Origin of the sequence: Pseudomonas brassicacearum subsp. brassicacearum, from assembly GCF_008801605.1 — a bacterium.
GTDB classification, from domain to species: domain Bacteria; phylum Pseudomonadota; class Gammaproteobacteria; order Pseudomonadales; family Pseudomonadaceae; genus Aquipseudomonas; species Aquipseudomonas brassicacearum.
This window is the reverse complement of the sequence record NZ_VZPJ01000001.1, coordinates 675472-696851: the sequence shown is the minus strand read 5'-3', so window position 1 is coordinate 696851 and position 21380 is coordinate 675472. Positions and strand designations below refer to the sequence as shown.

Genomic DNA, 21380 nt, shown 5'->3' with positions numbered 1-21380 from the left:
TTTGGTTTTAGCCGCTGATAATGCTCATGTGTAAAGGTGAAAACCAGGTCCTGTTTGCGTCCTAGATAGCCAGCAGCGACCATTTCTTTTAGCAACGGAGCAGGCCGGTATTTACTGTGGTTGAAGCCTTCACACAAAGTCTCAAGGATGGCCAGCACAGTGTCCAGGCCGATCAGGTCCGCCAATGCCAGCGGGCCAATCGGCTGGTTACAGCCCAAGCGCATACCCGCGTCCATGTCTTCGGCGCTGGTGCGACCCTCCTGAAATATAAATATTGGCGGGATTGTTGAGGCTTGTCGCGAATGCACATGTCGACCGCATGACTGTTGTTCGGCCTTGGCTGCGTAAGCTGAGCGAGGCGGTTCAAGAAACGGTTATTTTCTCGAGGCCTGCCGGTATCCAGCTTATCGTGCGCTGCAAATCAGGCTTGTTTAAAAAATTAGCATAATCAGCTAGCGCACAACCAAGGTGAATGGGTAATACCCCATTCAATCTGAGACGATGGATGCTTGGTACGACGCCGGCGCCATCAGATTGTTTGTGCATGATGTTGAAAGCCAGGGCCCCGAAGGGGCCCCAGAGTCAAGTCGACACCCGCTAGGCCGATAGATATTCGTCTACCGGTTTGACGGTGGCATAGCCGAACTCAAACGCTGCCATTATCGTTGCATGCGCTTGAGCGGCAGGAACACTTACCCCGCCAAACGTGAGATCCAGCGTGGCGCAGGCATCATGCAGCACAGTAACTGCATAGCCCATGTCCACTGCTGCACGGACCACCGCGTCGATGCACATGTGGCTCATCGCACCGATGACCACGATTTCTTGAATATCAAGGGCATCCAATTGCTGCTTGAGATCAGTTTCCCGGAAGGCGTTAATGTGCTTCTTGACGATGACAGGTTCGTCACCGACAGGAGCAACAGCGGATTGAATTTTCGCACCGGCGGTTCCTTTAGCAAAAATTGGAGCGCCTTCGACTGATTCATGCCGTACGTGAAAAATTGGAATACCTGCATCCCGCGCGTGGGTGATAACCCGCAGCGCATTTGCGGCAGCGTGTTCGATGTCGGTTAGAGGCAATTTGCCAGTGGGCAGGTATTCGTTTTGTAGATCAACTACTACAAGACCTCGGTTCATGAACGATCTCCAGTCAAATGAACAACGTGATGATGTTTCTTGGGCCGAGCTGTTTGCGTGAGTCAATCAGCGTCAATGGCGGCCCAATAAATCAGAACTCCAGTGAAGCGCCGTCTTCCGGAATCGCTACACGGTTCTCAATACCGTGCTTTTTGACATAGGTGCGCAGTTCTTCACGAGTCAGGGACATGTGATTGATTGCATCCATGTGTACGGCGACGATCTTCGCGTATTTCGCAGCCTGAGCGGCGCGTAGAACATCTTCCTCACCCATGATGATCGACCCCTCATATCCGGTCATCATTGCCTTGCCTGCATTCAGTACGATCACTTCGGGGTGATACTTCTCAATGGTCTGGTCTACCTCTTTACGCCAGACCGTGTCACCGGCAAGGTAAAGGGTCTTGTAGCCTGGCGCTTGAAAGACCACCCCCATGGCTTCACCTAACGGCTTTGCCAGGGCTGGCACGGCATACATTTCATCTGTGCCATGTTGACCACCGGTTTTCGTAATTCTGACGCCGCCGAATTCAGCGTCGCCTTCCAGGACGCGCACATTCTTGAAGCCTTGTGAACGAATCAGCTTCGCATCGTCCTCATGTTGAGTGAATAAAGGGATGTCTTTAGGTAGGGCTTTTTGCGCGGCGTCGTCCCAGTGATCAAGGTGCGTGTGAGTGACGATCACTGCGTCGACGCCGGCGATAACCTCAGAAGGTGACTCGGTCAGATCAACCAATGGATTTCGAAGGTTACTGCGGTAGGTATTTTCAAATCCTGGGTAAGCGCCCTTTTTGGCGAGCATCGGATCGATCAGGAATGTCGTTTCACCGTAGGTGATTTTGGACGTCGCGTTACGAACTTGCTGTAGATCCATTTTAGGGGACGCGTCAGGTGCCGTTGGGGCATTTGTGCCCGCGAATGCCGACGTGGTCGCGGCTGCGCAAGCCATGCTTAGTGCAAAGCGAAGCGTTTTAAAACTCATGAATTCAGTCTCCAGTTGGTACCTCAAGGCTTCATTCTTGCTGAATGCTTTCAAGACTGACAGTGGCCTGAATGACATATTTCGATATAATCGGGCCAATCAGTTTTTCGTTTCCAGAACGGAAAGAGGGGGAGGCGACAGCTCAATTCAGCCTCTGCCAAGCATTTAACCGAGGGCGCGCGCCCAGATACCTGCGAGCGTAACGACAAGCCCATTGGGCCAAACCGAGGCTACCTGATGCATTCCATACGTGTTGCTGTCTTGGCTTTTGATGGCGTAAGCCTGTTCCATCTTTCTGTACCCGGGATGGTGTTGGGGGCAACTCAGTCCGCGCCTGGCGAACCTCATTACGAGATCAAATACTGCGCAGAGACGCCGGGAATGGTGGCAAGCGATCAAGGCCTCGGTTTAGAGGTCACTCAGGGCCTGGAATTGATGGCGGCATCTGACCTGATCATCATCCCGGCGTGGGGGGATCAATCGGTTTTTGCATCTACCGAACTGGTGGCAGCGCTTCAACTCGCCAATTCCGAAGGAAAGCTCATCGTTGGGTTGTGTCTAGGCGCATTTGTGCTCGGAGATGCCGGGCTACTTGATGGCAAGGAAGCAACCACTCATTGGACCGCCCGAGACGAGTTTGCGCGACGTTTCCCAAATGTTCGTTTCAGGCCAGAGGTGCTCTATGTCAGCGCTGAGAATATCGTGACGTCAGCAGGAACCGTGGCGGCAATCGATTGTTGCCTTCATTTGGTACGCGAACGACTTGGAGCGGAGGCCGCGAATCGCACCGCGAAGATGCTGGTCACTCCGCCACATAGGCAGGGGGGGCAAGCTCAATACATAGAATATCCTGTGCCGCATCTATCTAGAGAGACGCATTTGTCTGATGTACTGGAGTGGGCTCGGATGAATCTCTCCAATGATCTGACGCTCGACGTGTTGGCAGACATGGCGAAGATGAGTCGGCGCACTTTCACTCGGCGCTTCAGGGAGGCTACCGGCAGCACCGTCTCTAAATGGTTGAATGCCCAGCGCGTTGTCAGGGCGCAGGAACTGTTGGAAACGACTGACCTGCCCATTGAGTGTGTGGCGGGTGAAGCAGGGTTTGGCACCCCCTTATCCTTGAGGCAACAATTTGGCGCTCAGCTCGGCGCCTCGCCTTCTGAGTACAGGCGAATGTTTTTTCGTGAAATGAGCCCGGTCCGAAAGACGAGCGACAGTGAGCACACTGCCGAACTGTCTAGCTAATGACTGAAACCGAAAAGCTTCAGTCATTATCGCCCCTAGAAATCCACGGTCACTCCGGTATAAAACGCGCGACCATCACCTGGCGAGTGCAGGGATGCCTGAGCACCGTCCGGGTCGTACCAGACGTATTCGTAATATCGGTTTGTGAGGTTCTTCAGTTGCAGATCGACGCTCACTGACCGCGTTACCTTGTAGGTTGCGCCAAGGTTCATCAGCACGTAGCCGCCATAAGTTCCCTTCGTGTTTTCCCGTTCAAGGTAGTAGTTAGTCTGACCGTTCATCCAGGCAGTCAGCTGTAATGCAGGTGTCGCGTCATAGCTGATGCCGGCGTTGTACAGGTGATGTGGGATATGGTCGATTTCCTGACCTTTGCTATTAGGCAGAGTGGCGCTCGGCTGGAGGATTTTCGAATACTGCCAGGAGTACGCCATCCATATTTCGGTACGATCGTTCGGGTGCAGGTTCATCTGCAAGTCATAACCCCACCGCCGAGTTTCACCGACGTTGTCTGACTCGCCACTGGGGTCGTTCAGCCGGCGACTGACTTCCCCCGAGGCCTCTTGCTGCCAATAGGCGACGCGTCCATCCACCCAGTCAGCCGGGGTGAACTTTATGCCTGTTTCCCAGCCCTCGTTGATCGAAGGGGCTAGGTCAGTATCTCTGGGTGGAATCTTGTAAGCCGCCGCCCCGGTGCCCACTTGAAAGGTACGCCCCCAGTTCGCATAGAAGCTGGCAACGTCCCACGGAGAATAGACAACGCTGAACTTTGGCTGCTTGATCAGCCCGTAGTCGTTGATGTCGTAGTCTGTGCCGGTCATTTCGTTAGTGAAGTCGCCCTGGATCTTGTCGACCCGATACGCCGGTACGATCTTAAGTGATTCGAAAGGTTTGATTTCGGCCTGGATGTAAGCGCCGTAGGTGTCGAAGTCGAACTGCTGGTCGCGGGTGGTAGCTAGACGTGAGCGGTCTCTGGTGCGATATCGCTCACTTTTGTTTTGCTGCTGCTGTACGTCTGCACCACCTTCGAGGGCGAAATCGTAGAGCCAGCTGACTTCAGGTCGCCAGGTCAGGGAGGTGAGTGCGCCATATTGCGTCTCGTAGGCGTCGCGTTCCTGCTGAGCACTTGTACTCCAGTATTGCGTCCAGCGCCTGTCATCGAAGGTGTTGACGTAGGCCTTCGCTGACCAGGCGAGGGTATCAGCCAAGTCTGTATCGAAATGCAGACTGACCTGGTTCATACGACGCGTACCCTTGTCAGTAGCGTTGAAGCTGTTGGTCATTTCCGGATGATGACGTGCATCTTCTTCAGCTAGATAACCTGGCTCCTGAGCCTCTGTTTCGTAGTGACGAGCAATAAGGCCGATACGGTAGCTGTCATCATCCGGCGTGTAGAACCATTTGCCCGACATCGAAAATTTGTCGGCCTCGGCGTGTTTGCGGTAGCCATCGGCTTTCTGATAAGCGAAGAAATAGTTCTGCGTCCAGTTGCTACCTTCGATGCCTTTGGCGAGTTGTGTTTCCTGAGTATTGAAGCTGCCATACCGCAGTCGCGCTTTGGTGTAATCACCACCGGTGCGGGTGATCATATTGACGTTGCCAGCAATGTTGTTCAGGCCATAACGCGCATCGCTGGTGCCACGCACCACCTCGATGGCGTCCAATTCCATGGGAAAAATCATGTCCATGTACGGCATGTTGCCGTCATTGCTGTTGCTCGGGATGCCGTCGATCAGCAATTTGACCGCATTCACTTCGCCTTCGCCGTTGAAGCCTCGGAACGAGATTTTGCCCGAGGTTGTGCCTTGGTTGAACTCAGTCAGCATCACCCCTGGTGCGCGGCTGAACAGCTCCCAACTGTAGTTGACCGGCATCTTTTCAAGGATGTCAGCACCCAGAATATCAACTGAGCTAAGTACACCACTTGTGCTTAAAGGGTCGCTTGCCGAGCCCTGAATGCTGACCGCACCCAGGGTCAGGGTTGAATTTTCGATCTTGCTGGCTTCAGCTAATGCCACTGACAGCGGGCTCAACGCCAGCATGCCTATTGAAAACAGGGGCCATAGGGGACGAGACACAGACAAGGCCTTTGCTGGGCGCAAAGTAGTTGAAGCAGGCATAGCACGCACTTCCTGATGATCAAGAAACTTTTAGGGCGTTCAGCGTCCGTCGCAGGTCGCTAAAAGAATTTAAAGAGGGCAGCACCGCAGGTTTTAAGCGGTGTTGTGATCAGGCGAAAGGAGAGGCGCGTGGACTTAGACTGGGCCAACGAATCCTTGGATGCAGCGTCGGTAGTTCAGAATTTTCGAGGGCGGTATCGGGTGTGTATTGCGGTAGGAAATGGCGATAGTAGTCAGAGGGTAATGCTGCCAATCCTGCATGCCCACAGCAGCAGTCGCCGTGTTGCATGACAGGTTTCGATTGGGGTGACTGCAAGGCATCAATCACCTTGCCAAGATCTTTAGGAACGGCACTCGAGTTCCCGCCCGAACAGAACCCGCCCCAAAGCATCAGGTTCACGTCTGGCGTCTGCATCGCACGGCTCAGCGGCATGGCGAACATGTTCAGCAAGACGGCCAGGCATGCAATCCAGGGACGGATGTGTTTCAACGAACTCATAACTGAAATCGCCGCGAAGGGGCGGCTATTTAGCCCGCTTTATAGAGTGAAGTAAATTTTTCCTGGGTGCGCTATTTCGCCACAGGTCATATTGGATCGCAGGGGAGATGTCTGCGTCCAAACAAGACGCCTGCACCAACTGGTAAACTCGCTCATCAACTTGTTGGATGATGGCTATGTCTCTACGCGCACTTCGAACACTGCTTGCCATTGCCCAACACGGTTCTTTCGTCAGAGCAGCGGACGCGGTGCATCTCACCCAATCAGCTGTCAGCCTTCATGTTCGGTCTTTGGAGGAGGATTTCAATACACGCCTGTTTGACCGCTCACGACGGTTGCCGGTGCTGACGGATGCAGGCCATATTGCCGTTGAGCGCGCGCGAGAAATTCTAGCCTTATACGACGGGATCTCCTCCGAGATTGGAGGCGACACTGAGTTGCGCGGCAGGCTCAGAATCGGTGCCATTCATACAGCGCTGGCGAGCGTCTTGCCCCTCGCGTTGTCGGCAATGCGTGCTGAGCATCCTCACCTTCGCATCACTGTTGCGTCGGGAATGTCCGCTGAGTTGGCCACGCGCGTGGAGGCGGGCGAGCTTGACGTTGCGATCACCACGGAGCCGGTGAAGCCACACCCTTATGGCCTGGCAAGCACGGTACTTTACGAGGAAGGGTTCTGGATCATCGCGCCGGTGTCTCATGCGCATGAGGACTTGAAGCTTCTACTCAAAAGCCAGCCGTTCATTCGATTTGATCGTCGCGCCTGGGCAGGTCGTACCATTGAGCGAGAGCTTCGCGCTATGCGGCTGCGCGTGCAGACCAGCATGGAACTGGATAGCCAGGATGCGATTATCCAGATGGTCTCAAGCGGGCTGGGCGTATCCATCATTCCGCTCTCTGGACATCAAGTCGCAAGCTTGAAAACACTGGCCGTTGGGCCTTTCGGCATCCCTCAAAAAACCAGGCGCGTGGTATTGCTGGAGCGCGAAGATCGTCCGCTTGGGCGACTGGCGGCAGCCCTGGCGAACGCGGTGAAAGCGCATGTTTTGCACGATAAACCATGAGAAATACTTGTTGATTGCTGAAGTTTAAAACGTTTTTATTTTGGAGTCCGACCTCTTATCGTGGTCCTCGTACAAGTGAGTTCTTGAGGGCACCATGATCACTGGACCTGCCGTAGACATGCCGCTGATGAGCCGACTGATTGTGGGATGTGAACCGTCGGCACAAAAAACCAAGGCACGCGTATGACCCTTTCCTTGTTGACTGCCTTGTTACCCATCGCACTACTGATCGTCCTGGGCGCGTGGCTCAAGCGTCGTCAGTTTCTGACGGATACTTTTTGGGCGCAGGCAGAGCGCTTGGCGTATTACGTGTTGCTGCCTTCTCTTTTCTTTCACGGATTGGCGACCGCCAACCTTGATGGCGTGCCCTTTCAAAGCATGGTTTCGGTGCTCGTATTCTCGACTGCGGTGGTATCGTTGATGCTGTTGGGCGCGAAGTCGCTGATCACCATCGACGATGCTGCGTTCACTTCGGTTTTTCAGGGGGGGATACGTTTCAATAATTACGTAGGCGTGTCGGCAGCCGCGGGCTTGTTCGGTGTGCAGGGTATAGCCCTGGCAGCGGTCGCGAACGCGGCCATAGTGCCCAGCGTGAACATTCTGTGCGTAATGGTATTCTCGAAGTACGGGTCAGCCGGCAGGATGCCATTTAGCAAAGTCCTAAAGCAGTTGGCATTGAACCCACTGATACTCGCGTGCTTCGCCGGCGGATTGGTCCAGGTCTCGGGCTGGGGACTGCCTGTCGGTATTGAGCCGATGCTCAAGGCCTTGGGACAAGCGTCACTGCCGCTCGGATTGCTCTGCGTTGGTGCTGCGCTTGAGTTCGGAAGCATAAAGCAATGGTTTCGCCCGGTGGGTTACTCGTCGCTGACCAAGTTTTTAATCATGCCACTGGTTACGCTTTTGGCGTGCCACCTATTCGAACTTGAAGGAAAGGCCGCGGTTGCAGCACTTCTATTCCAGGCACTGCCCACAGCCTCATCCTCCTACATCATGGCAAGGCAATTAGGGGGAGACGCCCCCCTTATGGCTGGGATCATCGCTTGCCAGACCATGCTGGCAGGATTAGCACTTCCAGCGGTTATCCTCGTGATGGCCCAGTGGGTTTGAGTGTCAAGTGTTTACAAACATTGAGTAAAGTAAGACCGACAAGAAAGCGCCTCTGGTTCGTTCGAGTGTGTCAGGTGTTACTCATTGACAAACGAGAAATGAGCTGACCACTTCAGGAAACTTTGCATCTGCCCTCCCTCGAACACCGTATTCCTGTTTGGAAAACGACTTTTGCTGCCGCGACACCGGGTCGAGTTATGAAGCGAGAACATGAGTTGGTGCCGGGCGGCCAAACCCTTCGGGTTGATCGCCTTCACGCGTTAGGCACAGCCCATAATGCGCTGTGCCTAACACAGTTTCATGAGTATTCGATAATCTGCTGGCTACGTAACATATTGAACCTCGCAAAGCCTTCTTCGAGATCGGAGATAAGATCAGATGGATCTTCAAGACCGATATGAAGCCGCACCAGGTGCCCGTCGACTTCCCAAGAGGTCGCACTTCTGACGGGTTTGGGGTCGGCAATCATCGCCAAGCTTTCAAAACCACCCCAAGAGTAACCAATTGAAAACAACGATAGGCTATCCAAAAGTGCGTCTGCCGCGACTTGTGTTGAAGGTTTGGTCACGAAGGAGAGTAAACCGGACGCTCCTTTAAAATCCCTCTTCCATAACTGGTGCTGAGGGTGAGATTCTAATGCAGGATAATAAACCGCTTTCACCTCCTCGCGTGTCTCCAACCACTTGGCGACAATCGTAGCGTTTCTGTAATGACGCTCCAGTCGCACATCAAGTGTTCTCATGCCCCGGAGCGCCAGCGTCACGTCATCTGGACTCGCAAATAAGCCCATGCTGAAATGGAATCGTTTGAGGCTGTCCCACGCGCGCTTGGAGGCTGATACGGTGCCAAGAACCGCATCGGAGTGACCGACGATATATTTCGTAGCTGCCATGATGGACAGATCAACACCAAGTTCCAATGAAGGAAAGTAAAGCGGGGTGCCCCAAGTGTTGTCTGCAATAACTAGGATGTCATGATCATGTGCAACCTTGACTATAGCAGGGAGGTCTTGTATTTCCAAAGTCAAGGAGCCAGGAGATTCGGTATAGATCGCCTTAGTGTTCGGCTTGAGCAAGTCAACGATTCCGGCTCCTATTGTCGGGTCGTAAAACGAGACCTCAATCCCCAGCCGTTGACCCACCTGCTCACAAAAAGCCCTTATCGGCGAATACACATTGTCGGCAACTAGCAGATGATCCCCAGTTCCCACGACAGACAGTATGGCAGTCGTGCATGCCGAGAGCCCTGAAGGACAAAGAACCGTGCCTTCCGCTCCCTCCAACTGCTGGAGGGCCTGAGTCAATGCCTCTGTCGAAGGGTTATTCCACCGGCCATACGAATATTTTTGGCGACCCTCGCGCATCGATTCCGATGTAGGAAAAGCTACGGTGGAGCCCCGGTAAACCGGTGTATTCACGAAACCATGATGCTGATTGGGGTTGATAGAAGCATGGGCGAGCAGGGTTTGCACGGTTTTATATTTTTTCATACAGGCTGCCATTTCTTGAGTAGTGGGGGGCGTGTCGTTGCGCGTGTCGCTGAGATTAAAGTACTAAATTTATTAAATGTCTACCATTTGGTTTGCGTTTAGTAAAAACTCCTTTAGAAACAGATGGTTATCCTTAGATTATAAAATCTGTTGCATGGCTACCGAGTAGATGGTAGGTTTTTAGTGCCTGATGGTTTCGGCCTTTTTCGACCGAAATGTGATGCTTATGGCGCGCTAGGACATTTCTAGAGCGAGGCCTAATAACCGTAATGGTGAAGGCGCGGTGCGCTCTCTTTCTTCTCTTTGAAGCTGGGGAGGAAAGACTTAAGTTTGCAAGGGATAAGAAAAATAACTGCAAATTAATTGTTTGGGTGACACATGAAAAAGAAAAACGTACAGCCCGTTCCAGCCGTTCAGTGTGAAAACGAATTGAGAGACAGATCAACCTGGCTTGACTCTCATGAAAGTGGCTACTCAAAACACCTAAAAAAACGCCATGTGCAGATGATGGCACTCGGCGGAGCTATCGGCACTGGGTTGTTCTTGGGAGCAGGGGCCAGGCTTCAAATTGCCGGGCCTGCACTTGCGGTGGTGTATTTAGTGTGTGGGGTTTTCGCCTTTTTCATACTAAGAGCATTGGGTGAACTGGTTATGCACCGCCCTAGCAGCGGGAGTTTTGTATCTTATACTAGAGAGTTTATGGGGGAGCGCGCCTCGTTTGTAGCGGGCTGGATGTACTTCTTGGTTTGGGCACTAACGGGTGTAGTTGACATAACAGCGATTGCGATATACATGAAATACTGGAGCGTTTTTTCGGACGTCCCACAGTGGATATTCGCGCTTAGCGCCTTGGGCGTTGTGACATTGATGAACATGGTTGGTGTCAAATGGTTTGGTGAAATGGAGTTTTGGTTTGCTGTTATTAAGGTGGCAGCTATCAGCATTTTTTTGATTGTCGGCTCGTTCTTTTTTGCAACTGGCCACGAGGTGGCGGGGCACATCCCGGGTCTGCATTTGATCTCGGATAATGGAGGTGTTTTTCCCCATGGCTTTCTGCCGGCGATTATTATCGTGCAAGGCGTAATTTTTGCTTATGCGAGTATAGAATTGGTGGGAACCGCTGCTGGTGAGACGGCAGATGCTAAAAGGGTCATCCCTAAAGCAATCAATGGCGTGGTTTGGAGAATAGGCCTTTTTTACGTAGGCTCGGTATTCTTGTTAGTCACTGTATTGCCGTGGACGGCCTACAGCGCTAATGTCAGCCCTTTCGTGACGTTCTTTGAAGCGCTCGGCATTCCTGGAATTGGCTCCGTTATGAATATCGTTGTAATGACTGCCGCACTCTCTAGTCTGAACTCAGGCTTGTACGCAACGGGGCGGGTACTGAGATCGCTAGCCATGGGAGGATCTGCCCCAAAGATGTTTAAACGTATGAGCACCCAAGGGGTTCCTTATATGGGGATCTTAGTGACAATGGGGATCAATGTATTTGGCGTGCTATTGAATTTTCTAATTCCGTCCCAGCTATTTGAGCTGCTGCTTAATCTAGTTTCTCTGGGGATCCTTTCCACTTGGGCATTCATTGTACTTTCTCAAATAATGTACCGTCGTGCGGTGAAGAGAGGTGAAGCCGAGATGGTCTCGTTTAGAATGCCTGGTGCTCCGTTTACCTCTTGGCTGACCCTGGGTTTCTTGCTCGTAGTGCTGGTGCTATTGGGTTTCGATTATCCTAATGGAACATATACTGTTTTATCTATACCGTTAGTCGCTGGAGCTCTAATGCTGGGTTGGGCAAAGGCCGTCCGTTCCAAAGCTGTACGCTCGGAAAAAATAGAGGGCAGTTCGAGCCATGTAGGAGTATAGCTTAATGCCGATGAGCGCGCGGTTTATGACGTGCTTTCATCGCTTTAAGTTGAATCGTTGCTGTAAAGCAGTTAATATGCGTATGTCAATAATGCAAGGTAAGATTTATGAGTACTCGTTCTGACCTTTTAACCACTGCCGAGCTGTTGCTGCGTACCAAAGGGTACGCTGCATTTAGCTATGCCGATTTGGCTGACGAAATTGGTATAAAAAAGGCGAGTATTCATCATCACTTTCCTACAAAGGAAGGGCTTGGAATTGCCGTTATTGATAGCTATCTTTTTAGGTTTGTGAAGAGTCTAGAATTGATAAATGAAGAGAGTTCCGACACGATTGTTCGGTTGAGGGAGTTTTCTAAGCTGTTTATTGATAGCTCAAAAAATGGAATGCTACCCTTATGTGGTGCGCTCGCTGCCGAACTTTCTGCTCTGCCGGACAGTCTTAAGGATTTGACTAGGAGGTTTTTTGAAATCCATATTGCTTGGTTGGAAAATAATCTCGCATTGGGTCAATCTGAAAAGGTTATAAAGGCGGATCTCAATCCCAGAACAGTTTCACGGGCGATATTGAGCTTGCTTGAGGGTAGCAGTTTTGTATCTTGGGCGCTCAATGATACAGTTGTTGATCAGTCTGGGTTTGATTTGATATTGAATAATATTGTCGTTTCGTAATATAAACTGAGAATCAGGTTGCCAAAATCAGTAGGAAGCCTTTCACGTTGTGTTTGCCCATCTTATTAGGTGGGCTTCATATTTCTCCCCCCCCCCCCTTTTTTTTTCAGTCCACCGCTACAGCTGATCTAATCCCACAAATAGGATTTCGGTTCGCGCACACCTTCCAAGCGTTTCTCCGCCTGTCAGATCGGACAGGCGGTACTTCGCCATGAGCTACGTTTAATCAGGGATAGGAGCTGATCGCACCGTTAGCACGTGGGAGGTGGGGTACCAAGTCAAAGAATTTTATTGCTAGCAAACCTACTAATAGGTAGGATTGCTGTGCGTAACATTTATTCGGCCAAAAAATGCGGTTAATAGAGGATTTTTTAATGACTACTAATCTGAATGGAATTGATGTCGTGGCTCTGCAGCAGTTTGCTCAAGGTGTTGCGGAGGATGCGAATAAGCGTCACGCGAGCTTCAACGTCAATACCCAGTGGAAAGGCCAGACGCGCTCTGTGGCGAAAGTCAGCCGTTACAGCTTAGCCGGTGAAACCTATTCGCGTGATTTCGAAATCGTCGCCGATGAGCCAATTGAACTGTTAGGTCAGGACTCGGCGCCAAATCCTCAAGAGCTGCTGATGGCCGCGCTGAACGCCTGTATGGCGGTAGGTTACGCAGCTAACGCAGCCATGATGGGCATTAAAATCCACAGTCTGGAAATTGAGACCGACGGCACTCTCGATTTGCGTGGTTTTCTGGGCATCGACGAGAGCGTAAACCCAGGGTACGACCAAGTGCGGGTCGTAATCCGTCTTCACACCGATGCACCTCTTGAGCGTGTAGAAGAACTGCACAAAAATGTAATTAAAACATCAGTTAATTACGCGAATTTCTCCAAAGCCATCCGCATGGTGCCAACCCTCGAGGTTCGTGAGGACTGATAATCATCAGATCTTTCATCTTTACAACCTTGAGAGCGCCAGTAGGCAAGGCCTACTGGCGTTGCTACATTTGCTATTGTAATTGAGCGCGTTGCTTTTTGCTGTTAAACGGTTTTTTAACTTTGCTCAATGGGGTAGCAGCGTTTTTATTTATTTCAATATAGAGGGGTGTATGAGCACTATTTCGAAAAAGTTTGTAGTAGATGTTTGGTCTGATTTCGTCTGTCCTTGGTGTTGGGTCGCCAAGCGTCGTTTTGAGAATGCGCTTGAGGACTTTCCGTACAAAGACGATGTTCAGGTAAACGTGAGAGCGTATCGTCTTGCCCCTAACCATGCTGCTGAGCCTATGGTGAGAGCCCTTAAAGTCAAATTAGGTAGTTCAATCGCTGCTTTGAATATGATGAGTACGGTAATGCAATATGGCCAATCTTCAGGGCTTGATTACCGTTTCGAAACCATGATGTTTGGTGACACCGCGGATGCGCATGTCCTCGTCAAAGCGATTGACGATGAAGTATTGAAGACGCACTTGATGGAGGCGCTCTATGAGCAAAGTACTACCCAGGGTAAGTCACTATTTGACCGAGGTAGTTTAGAATCGATTGCAAAATCTGTAGGTGTTTCTGATGAGTCGATTCGACTCGCGTGGTCATCTAATGAATTGTTTCACCGGATGCAGGAAGACGAGCGTGCTATGGGCCAATTTCACTCGGGCGTCCCGTTTTTTGTTTTCAATAGTTCATTTTCTATTTCGGGGGCTCAGCCTCAAGAGATATTTTCCCAAGCACTCAATCAAATGTATTTCGAACCAAATGACGGACATGAGTCGTCCAGCAGTCAAGTTTGCGGGCTTGATGGATGTAATTAGTACCAGAGATGCTTCGGCACTGTTGGTGCCGCAATTCCTGGATTTGGAATGATGTTGTGGGTGAAGTGCAGATGAGCCGTATTGTAGACGTGAAAGCCGGAGAGTTCGCCCGATTCGTTGCAAAAGGTAGCTGCGCTGTGCTGTTTTCGGCGTCCTGGTGCAAGCCCTGTCAAGAAATGAAGCCGGTTTTTAATGAACTGGCAGAAAAGCTGCAGTCGTGCGCCGCATTCGGGAAGATTGATGTGGCTGTTTCGCCCACGATCTCCCAGATGTATGGTATCCGGTCGGTTCCATCCTTGGCGATTTTCCACGAAGGGCGATTACGTTTGGTTTTGGCCGGCTCTCGATCGGCTGCCGCGTTGAAGAAAGCAATCTTAGCTGACTTAAAGGATGTTCTGTAGGTCGGTCTAAAAATGCAATGCGCTCTCAAATTGACTGTCCGAATGAGTGTAGGAAGCGCGTCAGGATGTTGCTGGGCTAAGTGTCCGACTGGCGTATAGGCAAGCTAAGCTCCGCTTTACGACCGGCCAGGCCATGTTTAGCCCAGCGTAGCCTTTGCTTGAACACAGTTACGCTTCAGCCGGAGTATCAGCGATAACGAAGTTCGGATAATGTAAAGACTTTGATTTCATCGGCAGGCCATCAGCACAACGACGTGGTTGGCTAATGGCATGCAGAACAGCTTATAGGGCTTTAGCGACTTCTCAGATTTAATTGGCGACGGGGGTAGCTAAGCCTCTACTATTATTGATCCTTCCGCACTGCTGGGTATCAAGATTTATCGAATGCATCCAAAACGTGAGTGCTGTAAACCAATGCAGCGCCAGCGTTCATATTAATCGCAACGCCCAAAGCTTCTGAGACCTCTTCAGTCGTTACGCCGAGCTTTTTGGCCTCAGCTGCGTGGAAAGCGATGCAGCCGTCGCAACGGGTGGTGACGGCAACTGCGAGTGAGATCAGTTCACGAGTCTTAGCGTCGAGGTGGTTTGTTCTTTCGCCGGCGCTCCCTAAAGAAGCCATACCTTTCATGGTCTCTGGGGATAGGCCATTCAGTTGCACTAGGCGGGCGCTGACGTCTTTTCGAGTTTGCTTCCAATCTTGCATGGGATATTCCACTTTGGGCGCGGTGCCCTGTAGGTGTAGGGGAGGTGTGAAACTGATCGAAACATACCATCCAGTTGGTAGGTATGCAAGTGTGTCCTACAAATGGCTTGATCGTGCGGTCGACGTAGAAGGGGTGAGCTGGTGTGGTGAGAGGGCATTGGCGTTAATGCCTTACTTGTAGTGATGAGCTCTCCCGGCTCAGAATCAGGAGATACTTGAGCGGAGTTCGCGTGATCAGGGAATGCTGCTGGTATCAGAATTTTGAGCGCATAAGGAGCCTTAGGGATGTAATGCTGTTGTCAAGCTAATTTTCCCGCGCACTTACATAAGGCTATTACTGGGAAGCAATAAAAAGCTCCACAGCCAAAACGAGAATCTATCGTCATAGCTGTGGAGCAAAAAACTGCCTGGACATTTAACGTATACGGGATATCAGCCAGAATAACTCACGTGTTCATGGTGGATATCATCTATCAGATGCTGGGCAACAACTTATTCAATACCAAGTCGTTCAGGCAGCCGGAAGCCAATAACTCACTGGCCGCATTGATATCCGGCGCGAAGAAGCGATCCTTCTCGTAATAGGCCACTTTGCTTCGCAGACTGTTCCGGGCCAGTTCCAGCTTGGGCGACGTCTTCAAGCCGTCACGCAAGTCCAGGCCCTGACAGGCCGCTAGCCACTCCACAGCCAGGATTCCACGGGTGTTTTCAGCCATTTCCCACAATCGCTTGCCAGCCGCAGGTGCCATCGATACGTGATCTTCCTGGTTCGCGGACGTGGGCAGGCTGTCTACGGAATGGGGGTGAGCCAGCGCCTTGTTTTCACTGGCCAGCGCTGCTGCTGTTACTTGAGAAATCATGAAACCCGAGTTCACGCCGCCATTGGCTACCAAGAACGGCGGCAGTTGTGACATGTGTTTATCCATCATCAACGAAATGCGGCGCTCGCTCAGGGAGCCGATTTCAGCAATGGCCAATGCCATATTGTCTGCGGCCATGGCCACTGGCTCGGCATGGAAGTTGCCGCCAGAGATCACGTCACCTTCAACGGAAAACACCAGCGGGTTATCGGATACGGCATTGGCTTCGACGACTAATACTTCCGCGGCCTGACGGAGCTGGGTCAGGCATGCGCCCATGACTTGAGGTTGGCAGCGTAGAGAGTAGGGGTCTTGGACCTTGCCGCAGTCCTTGTGCGAATCGGCGACCTCACTGCTTTGGCCCAGCAGGTCGCGATAGGCAGTAGCAGTATCAATCTGAGCCCTCTGGCCGCGTGCGGCATGGATGCGTGCGTCAAACGGCGAGCGGGAGCCCAAGACAGCTTCGACCGTCAAAGCACCAATGGCCAAGGCGCCCGCAAACAGGTCTTCGCCCTCGAACAAACCGCGCAGAGCATAAGCAGTGGAGACCTGGGTACCGTTGAGCAACGCCAAGCCCTCTTTGGCAGCCAGCGTCAACGGCGCCAAACCGGCCACCTTCAGGGCTTCGGTGGCTTCCAGCCATTCGCCCTTATAACGGGCTTTGCCTTCTCCCAGCAGCACGAGGGACATGTGCGCCAAAGGTGCCAAGTCACCAGATGCGCCGACCGAACCTTTTAACGGAATATGCGGATACACCTCGGCGTTGATCAATGCTATCAGAGCATCGATCACCACGCGGCGTATGCCGGAGAAACCACGGCTGAGGCTATTGACCTTGAGCACCATGATCAACCGCACCAGCGCATCGCTGATCGGCTCACCCACACCAGCGGCGTGGGACAGTACTAGCGAACGTTGCAGATTTTCCAGATCTTCACTGGCGATACGGGTCGAGGCCAGCAGGCCGAAACCGGTATTGATACCGTAGGCGGTGCGATTCTCGGCGAGGATCTGCTCCACGCAAGCGACACTGGCTTCAATTTGCGCAGAGGCACTGTGGTCGAGGGTGATTTTTACTGGGTGCTGGTAAACGGCACGCAGTTGGGCAAGGCTCAATTGGCCTGGGATAACGTTAAGTGTTTTCATGCTTTGGCTCCTTTAACAAGAGTGATCATTGGCAGGTTCAAGCCTTGCTCATTCGCGCAATCAATGGCGATCTGGTAACCGGCATCGGCATGGCGCATCACGCCGGTCGCCGGGTCGTTGTGCAGTACACGGGCAATCCGTTCGGCCGCTTCGTCAGTACCGTCGCAGACGATCACCATGCCCGAGTGCTGGGAAAAGCCCATGCCGACGCCGCCACCGTGGTGCAGCGACACCCAGGTCGCGCCACTGGCGGTGTTGAGCAGGGCATTGAGCAGCGGCCAGTCGGAAACGGCGTCGGAGCCGTCCTGCATGGATTCTGTTTCACGGTTCGGGCTGGCCACGGAACCGGAGTCGAGGTGGTCACGGCCGATGACGATCGGCGCCGACAGCTCACCGCTGCGCACCATCTCGTTGAACGCCAGGCCCAACTTGGCGCGCTGGCCCAGGCCAACCCAGCAGATCCGTGCCGGCAAGCCCTGGAAACTGATGCGCTCGCGGGCCATGTCCAGCCAGTTGTGCAGGTGGGCGTCGTCGGGGATCAGTTCCTTGACCTTGGCGTCGGTCTTGTAGATGTCCTGCGGGTCACCCGACAGCGCCGCCCAGCGGAACGGACCGATGCCACGGCAGAACAGCGGACGGATGTAGGCCGGGACGAAACCCGGGAAGTCGAAGGCATTTTCGACGCCCTCTTCCTGGGCCATCTGGCGGATGTTGTTGCCGTAGTCGAAGGTCGGCACACCCATTTTCTGGAAGGCCAACATGGCTTTGACGTGGACGGCCATCGATTGCTTGGCGGCCTTCACCACGGCGGCGGGCTCGGTCTTGGCGCGGGCACGGTATTCGTCCCAGGTCCAGCCGGCCGGCAGGTAGCCGTTGAGGGGATCGTGGGCGCTGGTCTGGTCGGTGACCATGTCCGGACGCACACCACGACGGACCATCTCCGGCAGGATTTCCGCCGCGTTCCCACACAGTGCAATGGAAATCGCCTTGCCTTCGGCGGTGTATTTCTCGATGCGCGCCAGGGCGTCGTCGAGGTCTTTGGCCTGCTCGTCGACGTAGCGGGTTTTCAGGCGGAAATCGATGCTCACCTGCTGGCACTCGATGTTCAGCGAGCATGCACCGGCCAACGTCGCGGCCAACGGTTGCGCACCGCCCATGCCGCCCAGGCCGGCGGTCAGCACCCAACGGCCCTTGAGGTTGGAATCGTAATGCTGGCGACCGGCCTCGACGAAGGTTTCATAGGTGCCTTGCACGATCCCCTGGCTGCCGATGTAGATCCAGCTGCCGGCGGTCATCTGGCCGTACATGGCCAGGCCCTTGGCGTCGAGTTCGTTGAAGTGTTCCCAACTGGCCCAGTGCGGCACCAGGTTGGAGTTGGCGATCAGGACGCGCGGGGCGTTGCTGTGGGTCTTGAACACGCCCACCGGCTTGCCGGATTGCACCAGCAGGGTTTCGTCGTCGTTCAGGTTGGTGAGGCTTTCGACGATCTTGTCGTAGCACTCCCAGTTGCGCGCCGCGCGGCCGATGCCACCGTAGACCACCAACTCCTTGGGGTTCTCGGCCACTTCCGGGTCGAGGTTGTTCATCAGCATGCGCAGCGGCGCTTCGGTCAGCCAGCTCTTGGCGGTCAGCGTGTTACCGCGAGGGGCGCGGATTTCGACATTGCGGAAATGGAGTGGTTTGCTCACCGGTAATCCTCTCGAGATGACTTGCAGCTTATTGTTGGTTTTCGCTACATCGGGCGAGTAAATATAATCATGTATATACAAGCTTAATCAAGCAGATTTTTGACCGCTAATGTTGTCGGCATGAATATCTTCACGTGATTAGTTTTTTCGTTCGAATGGCATTGATGCAGGTTTTGCCATCAAGCTTTGCGCACTGGGCGCGCTGTGACAGTTTCAGCCAGGGATCATGAGCTGAGCCATAGGAAAGACGCTGGATTGCTCTCGTACAGGGCTTTTCTAGTCAACAGAACGGCGAACCATTTCGGCCTCAACCGCGCCTGAGAACATTTTTCAGGCGCGGTAAGCGACCAGCCGGCTTAAGGCACTTCGGTTATTTCAGATTGCCGCTGAGAAATTGCTGCAAACGCTCGCTCTTGGGGTTCCCCAGCACTTCCTCAGGCGGCCCTTGCTCTTCTACGAGCCCTTGGTGCAAGAACAACACCTGGTTCGATACCTTACGAGCGAAGCTCATTTCGTGCGTCACCATGATCATGGTTCGGCCTTCTTCGGCGAGGCCCTGAATGACCTTCAGCACTTCTCCTACTAGTTCAGGGTCCAGGGCAGACGTCGGTTCGTCGAACAGCATGATTTCCGGTTCCATGGCCAGCGCCCGGGCTATCGCGACGCGCTGCTGCTGGCCGCCTGAGAGAAAGGCCGGGTATTGATCGGCAACTCGCGATGGTAAACCAACCTTGTCCAGGTAACGCCGAGCCAGCTCCTCTGCATCCTTCTTGCTGACCCCCAACACTCGGCGAGGGGCCATTGTGATGTTGTCGAGCACGGTCATGTGGCTCCACAGATTGAAATGCTGGAATACCATCGCCAGTCGAGTGCGCAGCCGCTGCAGTTCGTCTGCGTTTGCAACGCGCATGCCGTGGTGGTCATGGATCATGCGTATCGGCTGATTGTCGAGGCTCATGGCGCCGTTGCTAGGGATTTCCAGAAAGTTGATACAGCGCAAAAAGGTGCTTTTGCCCGACCCGCTGGCACCGATCAGGCTAATGACGTCGCCGGCCTTTGCGTTCAGCGAAACACCCTTGAGGACTTCGTGGTCGCCATAGCTTTTATGCAGGTTTTCTACGGTCAGTTTGTACATATTCAAGCACCCTGAATTAATGAGCTGGGCCGAGGAACGACAGCCAACGGCGCTCAGCCAGACGGAACAGACCGACCAGAGAGAAAGTGATAGCGAGGTAAATCGCTGCGGCGATGCCGAACGATTGGAAGGTCAGAAATGTTGCTGAATTGGCATCTCTGGCAACCTTGAGGATGTCCGGTACCGTGGCGGTGAAAGCGACCGTGGTGGAATGCAGCATCAGTATCACTTCGTTGCTGTAGTTCGGCAGTGAGCGGCGCAATGCAGACGGCATGATGATGTAGGTGTAAAGCTTCCATCCTCGAAGCCCAAAGGCCTTCGCTGCTTCGACTTCACCATGATTCATGTTACGAATCGCCCCGGAGAAGATCTCTGTGGTGTAGGCGCAAGTGTTCAAGGCAAAGGCCAGGATGGTGCAGTTCAATGCATCGCGAAAGAATGCATCAAGCAGCGGTTGGGAGCGCACCGCAGCGAGGCTGTAGATGCCGGTGTAGCAGATCAGTAGCTGTATATACAGAGGCGTGCCACGGAACAAATAGGTATAGAACTGCACGGGCCAGCGCACGAAAAGGTTGCTTGATACCCTGGCAATCGACAGCGGGACCGCCATCAAGAAGCCGAAGAAGAGCGAGGCACTGAGCAGCCATAGTGTCATCGCCAAGCCCGTGATGTGATAACCATCGTGGTACAGGAAGGGTTTCCAATATTCTTGCAATAGCTCGATCATCGCACGGCCTCCCGAGTTCCTGCGGCGTAAAAACTTTCCAGCCTGCGCAAGACATAGTTTGATGCGGTGGTGATAACCAAATAGATCAACGCTGCAAGGACCAAGAAGAAGAACAGTTGATAGGAACTCTTTCCTGCATCCTGGGCAACCTTGACCAAGTCAGCCAGACCAATGATCGAGACCAGTGCGGTCGCTTTCAGGATCACCATCCAGTTGTTGCCAATGCCCGGTAATGCAAAGCGCATCATTTGCGGGAAAAGCACCAGGCGGAATCGTTGGGCGCGGGTCAGGCCATAGGCCGTGGCTGCTTCTAATTGCCCCTTTGGAACGGCGAGAATCGCTCCGCGGAAGGTTTCGGTGAAATACGCACCGTAGATGAAGCCCAGGGTGATGACCCCTGCGCTGAACGGATTGATTTCGATATATTCCCAGCCAAAGGCATCGGTCAGATTCGTCAGCCACGTCTGAAGGCTATAAAAGATCAGCAGCATCAAGACCAGGTCGGGCACGCCGCGGATAAGCGTGGTGTAGGCTTGCGCAGGGATGCGTAGCAAGGCTGACTTCGAGAGTTTCGCGCTGGCACCGATCAATCCCAGGCCCACGCTCAGCAACAAGCACAGTGCGGATAATTTGACAGTCATCCAGGAGCCTTGCAGCAACAGCGGGCCGAAACCCTTTAGGCTGAAGCCTAGAGTCTGCAATAGGTTTTCTAGCATTGGACAGCCCTTCGTCAATCAAGAAAA

At 53.1% G+C, this 21380-nt stretch carries 19 protein-coding genes and 1 pseudogene; 8 read left to right on the top strand and 12 right to left on the bottom strand.

The window, feature by feature from the left end:
• Positions 1 to 24: 24 nt before the first annotated feature.
• The 3 genes and pseudogenes from F7R20_RS03010 to F7R20_RS03000 all read right to left on the bottom strand — a co-directional run.
• Positions 25 to 275, bottom strand: a pseudogene (locus F7R20_RS03010) (3-hydroxyacyl-CoA dehydrogenase family protein); the annotation flags it as partial.
• 322 nt (positions 276 to 597) lie between these two features.
• The gene (locus F7R20_RS03005; protein WP_039011326.1) at positions 598 to 1140 is read right to left on the bottom strand and encodes a cysteine hydrolase family protein; all 543 of its coding nucleotides are present in this window, start codon (positions 1138 to 1140) and stop codon (positions 598 to 600) included.
• Between the two features lie 91 nt (positions 1141 to 1231).
• Positions 1232 to 2122, bottom strand: coding sequence for an MBL fold metallo-hydrolase (locus F7R20_RS03000; protein ID WP_039012782.1), 891 nt, complete (start codon positions 2120 to 2122; stop codon positions 1232 to 1234).
• 237 nt (positions 2123 to 2359) lie between these two features.
• On the opposite strand from F7R20_RS03000, the gene F7R20_RS02995 reads away from it, so the two are divergent.
• The gene (locus tag F7R20_RS02995; RefSeq protein WP_081352498.1) at positions 2360 to 3370 is read left to right on the top strand and encodes a GlxA family transcriptional regulator; all 1011 of its coding nucleotides are present in this window, start codon (positions 2360 to 2362) and stop codon (positions 3368 to 3370) included.
• A gap of 35 nt (positions 3371 to 3405) precedes the next feature.
• Here the strand turns inward: F7R20_RS02995 and F7R20_RS02990 are convergent, their stop codons facing one another.
• Both F7R20_RS02990 and F7R20_RS02985 read right to left on the bottom strand, forming a co-directional pair.
• Positions 3406 to 5409 (bottom strand): TonB-dependent receptor, encoded by a 2004-nt coding sequence (locus F7R20_RS02990; RefSeq protein ID WP_039011331.1) that lies wholly within the window; start codon positions 5407 to 5409, stop codon positions 3406 to 3408.
• A 187-nt stretch (positions 5410 to 5596) separates the two neighbouring features.
• Positions 5597 to 5986: a DUF2946 domain-containing protein gene (locus tag F7R20_RS02985; RefSeq protein ID WP_080766460.1), complete on the bottom strand. Its 390-nt coding sequence runs from the start codon at positions 5984 to 5986 to the stop codon at positions 5597 to 5599.
• A 176-nt stretch (positions 5987 to 6162) separates the two neighbouring features.
• Between F7R20_RS02985 and F7R20_RS02980 the strand changes: the two genes are divergently transcribed.
• Both F7R20_RS02980 and F7R20_RS02975 read left to right on the top strand, forming a co-directional pair.
• A complete protein-coding gene (locus tag F7R20_RS02980) occupies positions 6163 to 7047 on the top strand; it encodes a LysR family transcriptional regulator (RefSeq protein WP_039011333.1) in 885 nt (294 codons plus the stop codon).
• A gap of 183 nt (positions 7048 to 7230) precedes the next feature.
• Entirely contained in the window at positions 7231 to 8157 is a 927-nt protein-coding gene (locus F7R20_RS02975) for an AEC family transporter (protein ID WP_081352499.1), read from the top strand.
• A gap of 298 nt (positions 8158 to 8455) precedes the next feature.
• Here the strand turns inward: F7R20_RS02975 and metC are convergent, their stop codons facing one another.
• A complete protein-coding gene (gene metC / locus F7R20_RS02970; protein ID WP_039011338.1) occupies positions 8456 to 9646 on the bottom strand; it encodes a cystathionine beta-lyase in 1191 nt (396 codons plus the stop codon).
• Between the two features lie 378 nt (positions 9647 to 10024).
• On the opposite strand from metC, the gene F7R20_RS02965 reads away from it, so the two are divergent.
• The 5 genes from F7R20_RS02965 (at position 10025) to F7R20_RS02945 (ending at position 14378) form a co-directional block, all read left to right on the top strand.
• Positions 10025 to 11509, top strand: a complete 1485-nt coding sequence (locus F7R20_RS02965; protein ID WP_039011340.1) for an amino acid permease — start codon at positions 10025 to 10027, stop codon at positions 11507 to 11509.
• 107 nt (positions 11510 to 11616) lie between these two features.
• A complete protein-coding gene (locus tag F7R20_RS02960) occupies positions 11617 to 12180 on the top strand; it encodes a TetR/AcrR family transcriptional regulator (RefSeq protein ID WP_039011342.1) in 564 nt (187 codons plus the stop codon).
• 374 nt (positions 12181 to 12554) lie between these two features.
• Positions 12555 to 13109 (top strand): OsmC family protein, encoded by a 555-nt coding sequence (locus F7R20_RS02955; protein ID WP_039011344.1) that lies wholly within the window; start codon positions 12555 to 12557, stop codon positions 13107 to 13109.
• A gap of 172 nt (positions 13110 to 13281) precedes the next feature.
• Positions 13282 to 13977 (top strand): DsbA family oxidoreductase, encoded by a 696-nt coding sequence (locus F7R20_RS02950; protein WP_039011346.1) that lies wholly within the window; start codon positions 13282 to 13284, stop codon positions 13975 to 13977.
• Positions 13978 to 14048: 71 nt separating this feature from the next.
• Positions 14049 to 14378, top strand: a complete 330-nt coding sequence (locus F7R20_RS02945) for a thioredoxin family protein (protein ID WP_039012784.1) — start codon at positions 14049 to 14051, stop codon at positions 14376 to 14378.
• 370 nt (positions 14379 to 14748) lie between these two features.
• Here F7R20_RS02945 and F7R20_RS02940 read toward each other — a convergent pair whose 3' ends face one another.
• From F7R20_RS02940 to F7R20_RS02915, 6 genes are all read right to left on the bottom strand, one after another.
• Positions 14749 to 15081: a carboxymuconolactone decarboxylase family protein gene (locus tag F7R20_RS02940; RefSeq protein ID WP_039011348.1), complete on the bottom strand. Its 333-nt coding sequence runs from the start codon at positions 15079 to 15081 to the stop codon at positions 14749 to 14751.
• Between the two features lie 473 nt (positions 15082 to 15554).
• Positions 15555 to 17087: a histidine ammonia-lyase gene (gene hutH, locus F7R20_RS02935; RefSeq protein ID WP_081352500.1), complete on the bottom strand. Its 1533-nt coding sequence runs from the start codon at positions 17085 to 17087 to the stop codon at positions 15555 to 15557.
• Positions 17084 to 18775: a urocanate hydratase gene (gene hutU / locus F7R20_RS02930; protein WP_039011352.1), complete on the bottom strand. Its 1692-nt coding sequence runs from the start codon at positions 18773 to 18775 to the stop codon at positions 17084 to 17086. The genes hutH and hutU overlap by 4 nt, the downstream gene beginning before the upstream one ends.
• A 370-nt stretch (positions 18776 to 19145) precedes the next feature.
• The gene (locus tag F7R20_RS02925) at positions 19146 to 19910 is read right to left on the bottom strand and encodes an ABC transporter ATP-binding protein (RefSeq protein WP_025214432.1); all 765 of its coding nucleotides are present in this window, start codon (positions 19908 to 19910) and stop codon (positions 19146 to 19148) included.
• Positions 19911 to 19926: 16 nt separating this feature from the next.
• The gene (locus F7R20_RS02920; RefSeq protein WP_030141828.1) at positions 19927 to 20637 is read right to left on the bottom strand and encodes an ABC transporter permease; all 711 of its coding nucleotides are present in this window, start codon (positions 20635 to 20637) and stop codon (positions 19927 to 19929) included.
• Positions 20634 to 21353, bottom strand: a complete 720-nt coding sequence (locus F7R20_RS02915; protein WP_025214430.1) for an ABC transporter permease — start codon at positions 21351 to 21353, stop codon at positions 20634 to 20636. Before F7R20_RS02915 ends, F7R20_RS02920 begins: the two co-directional genes overlap by 4 nt.
• Positions 21354 to 21380: the final 27 nt, after the last annotated feature.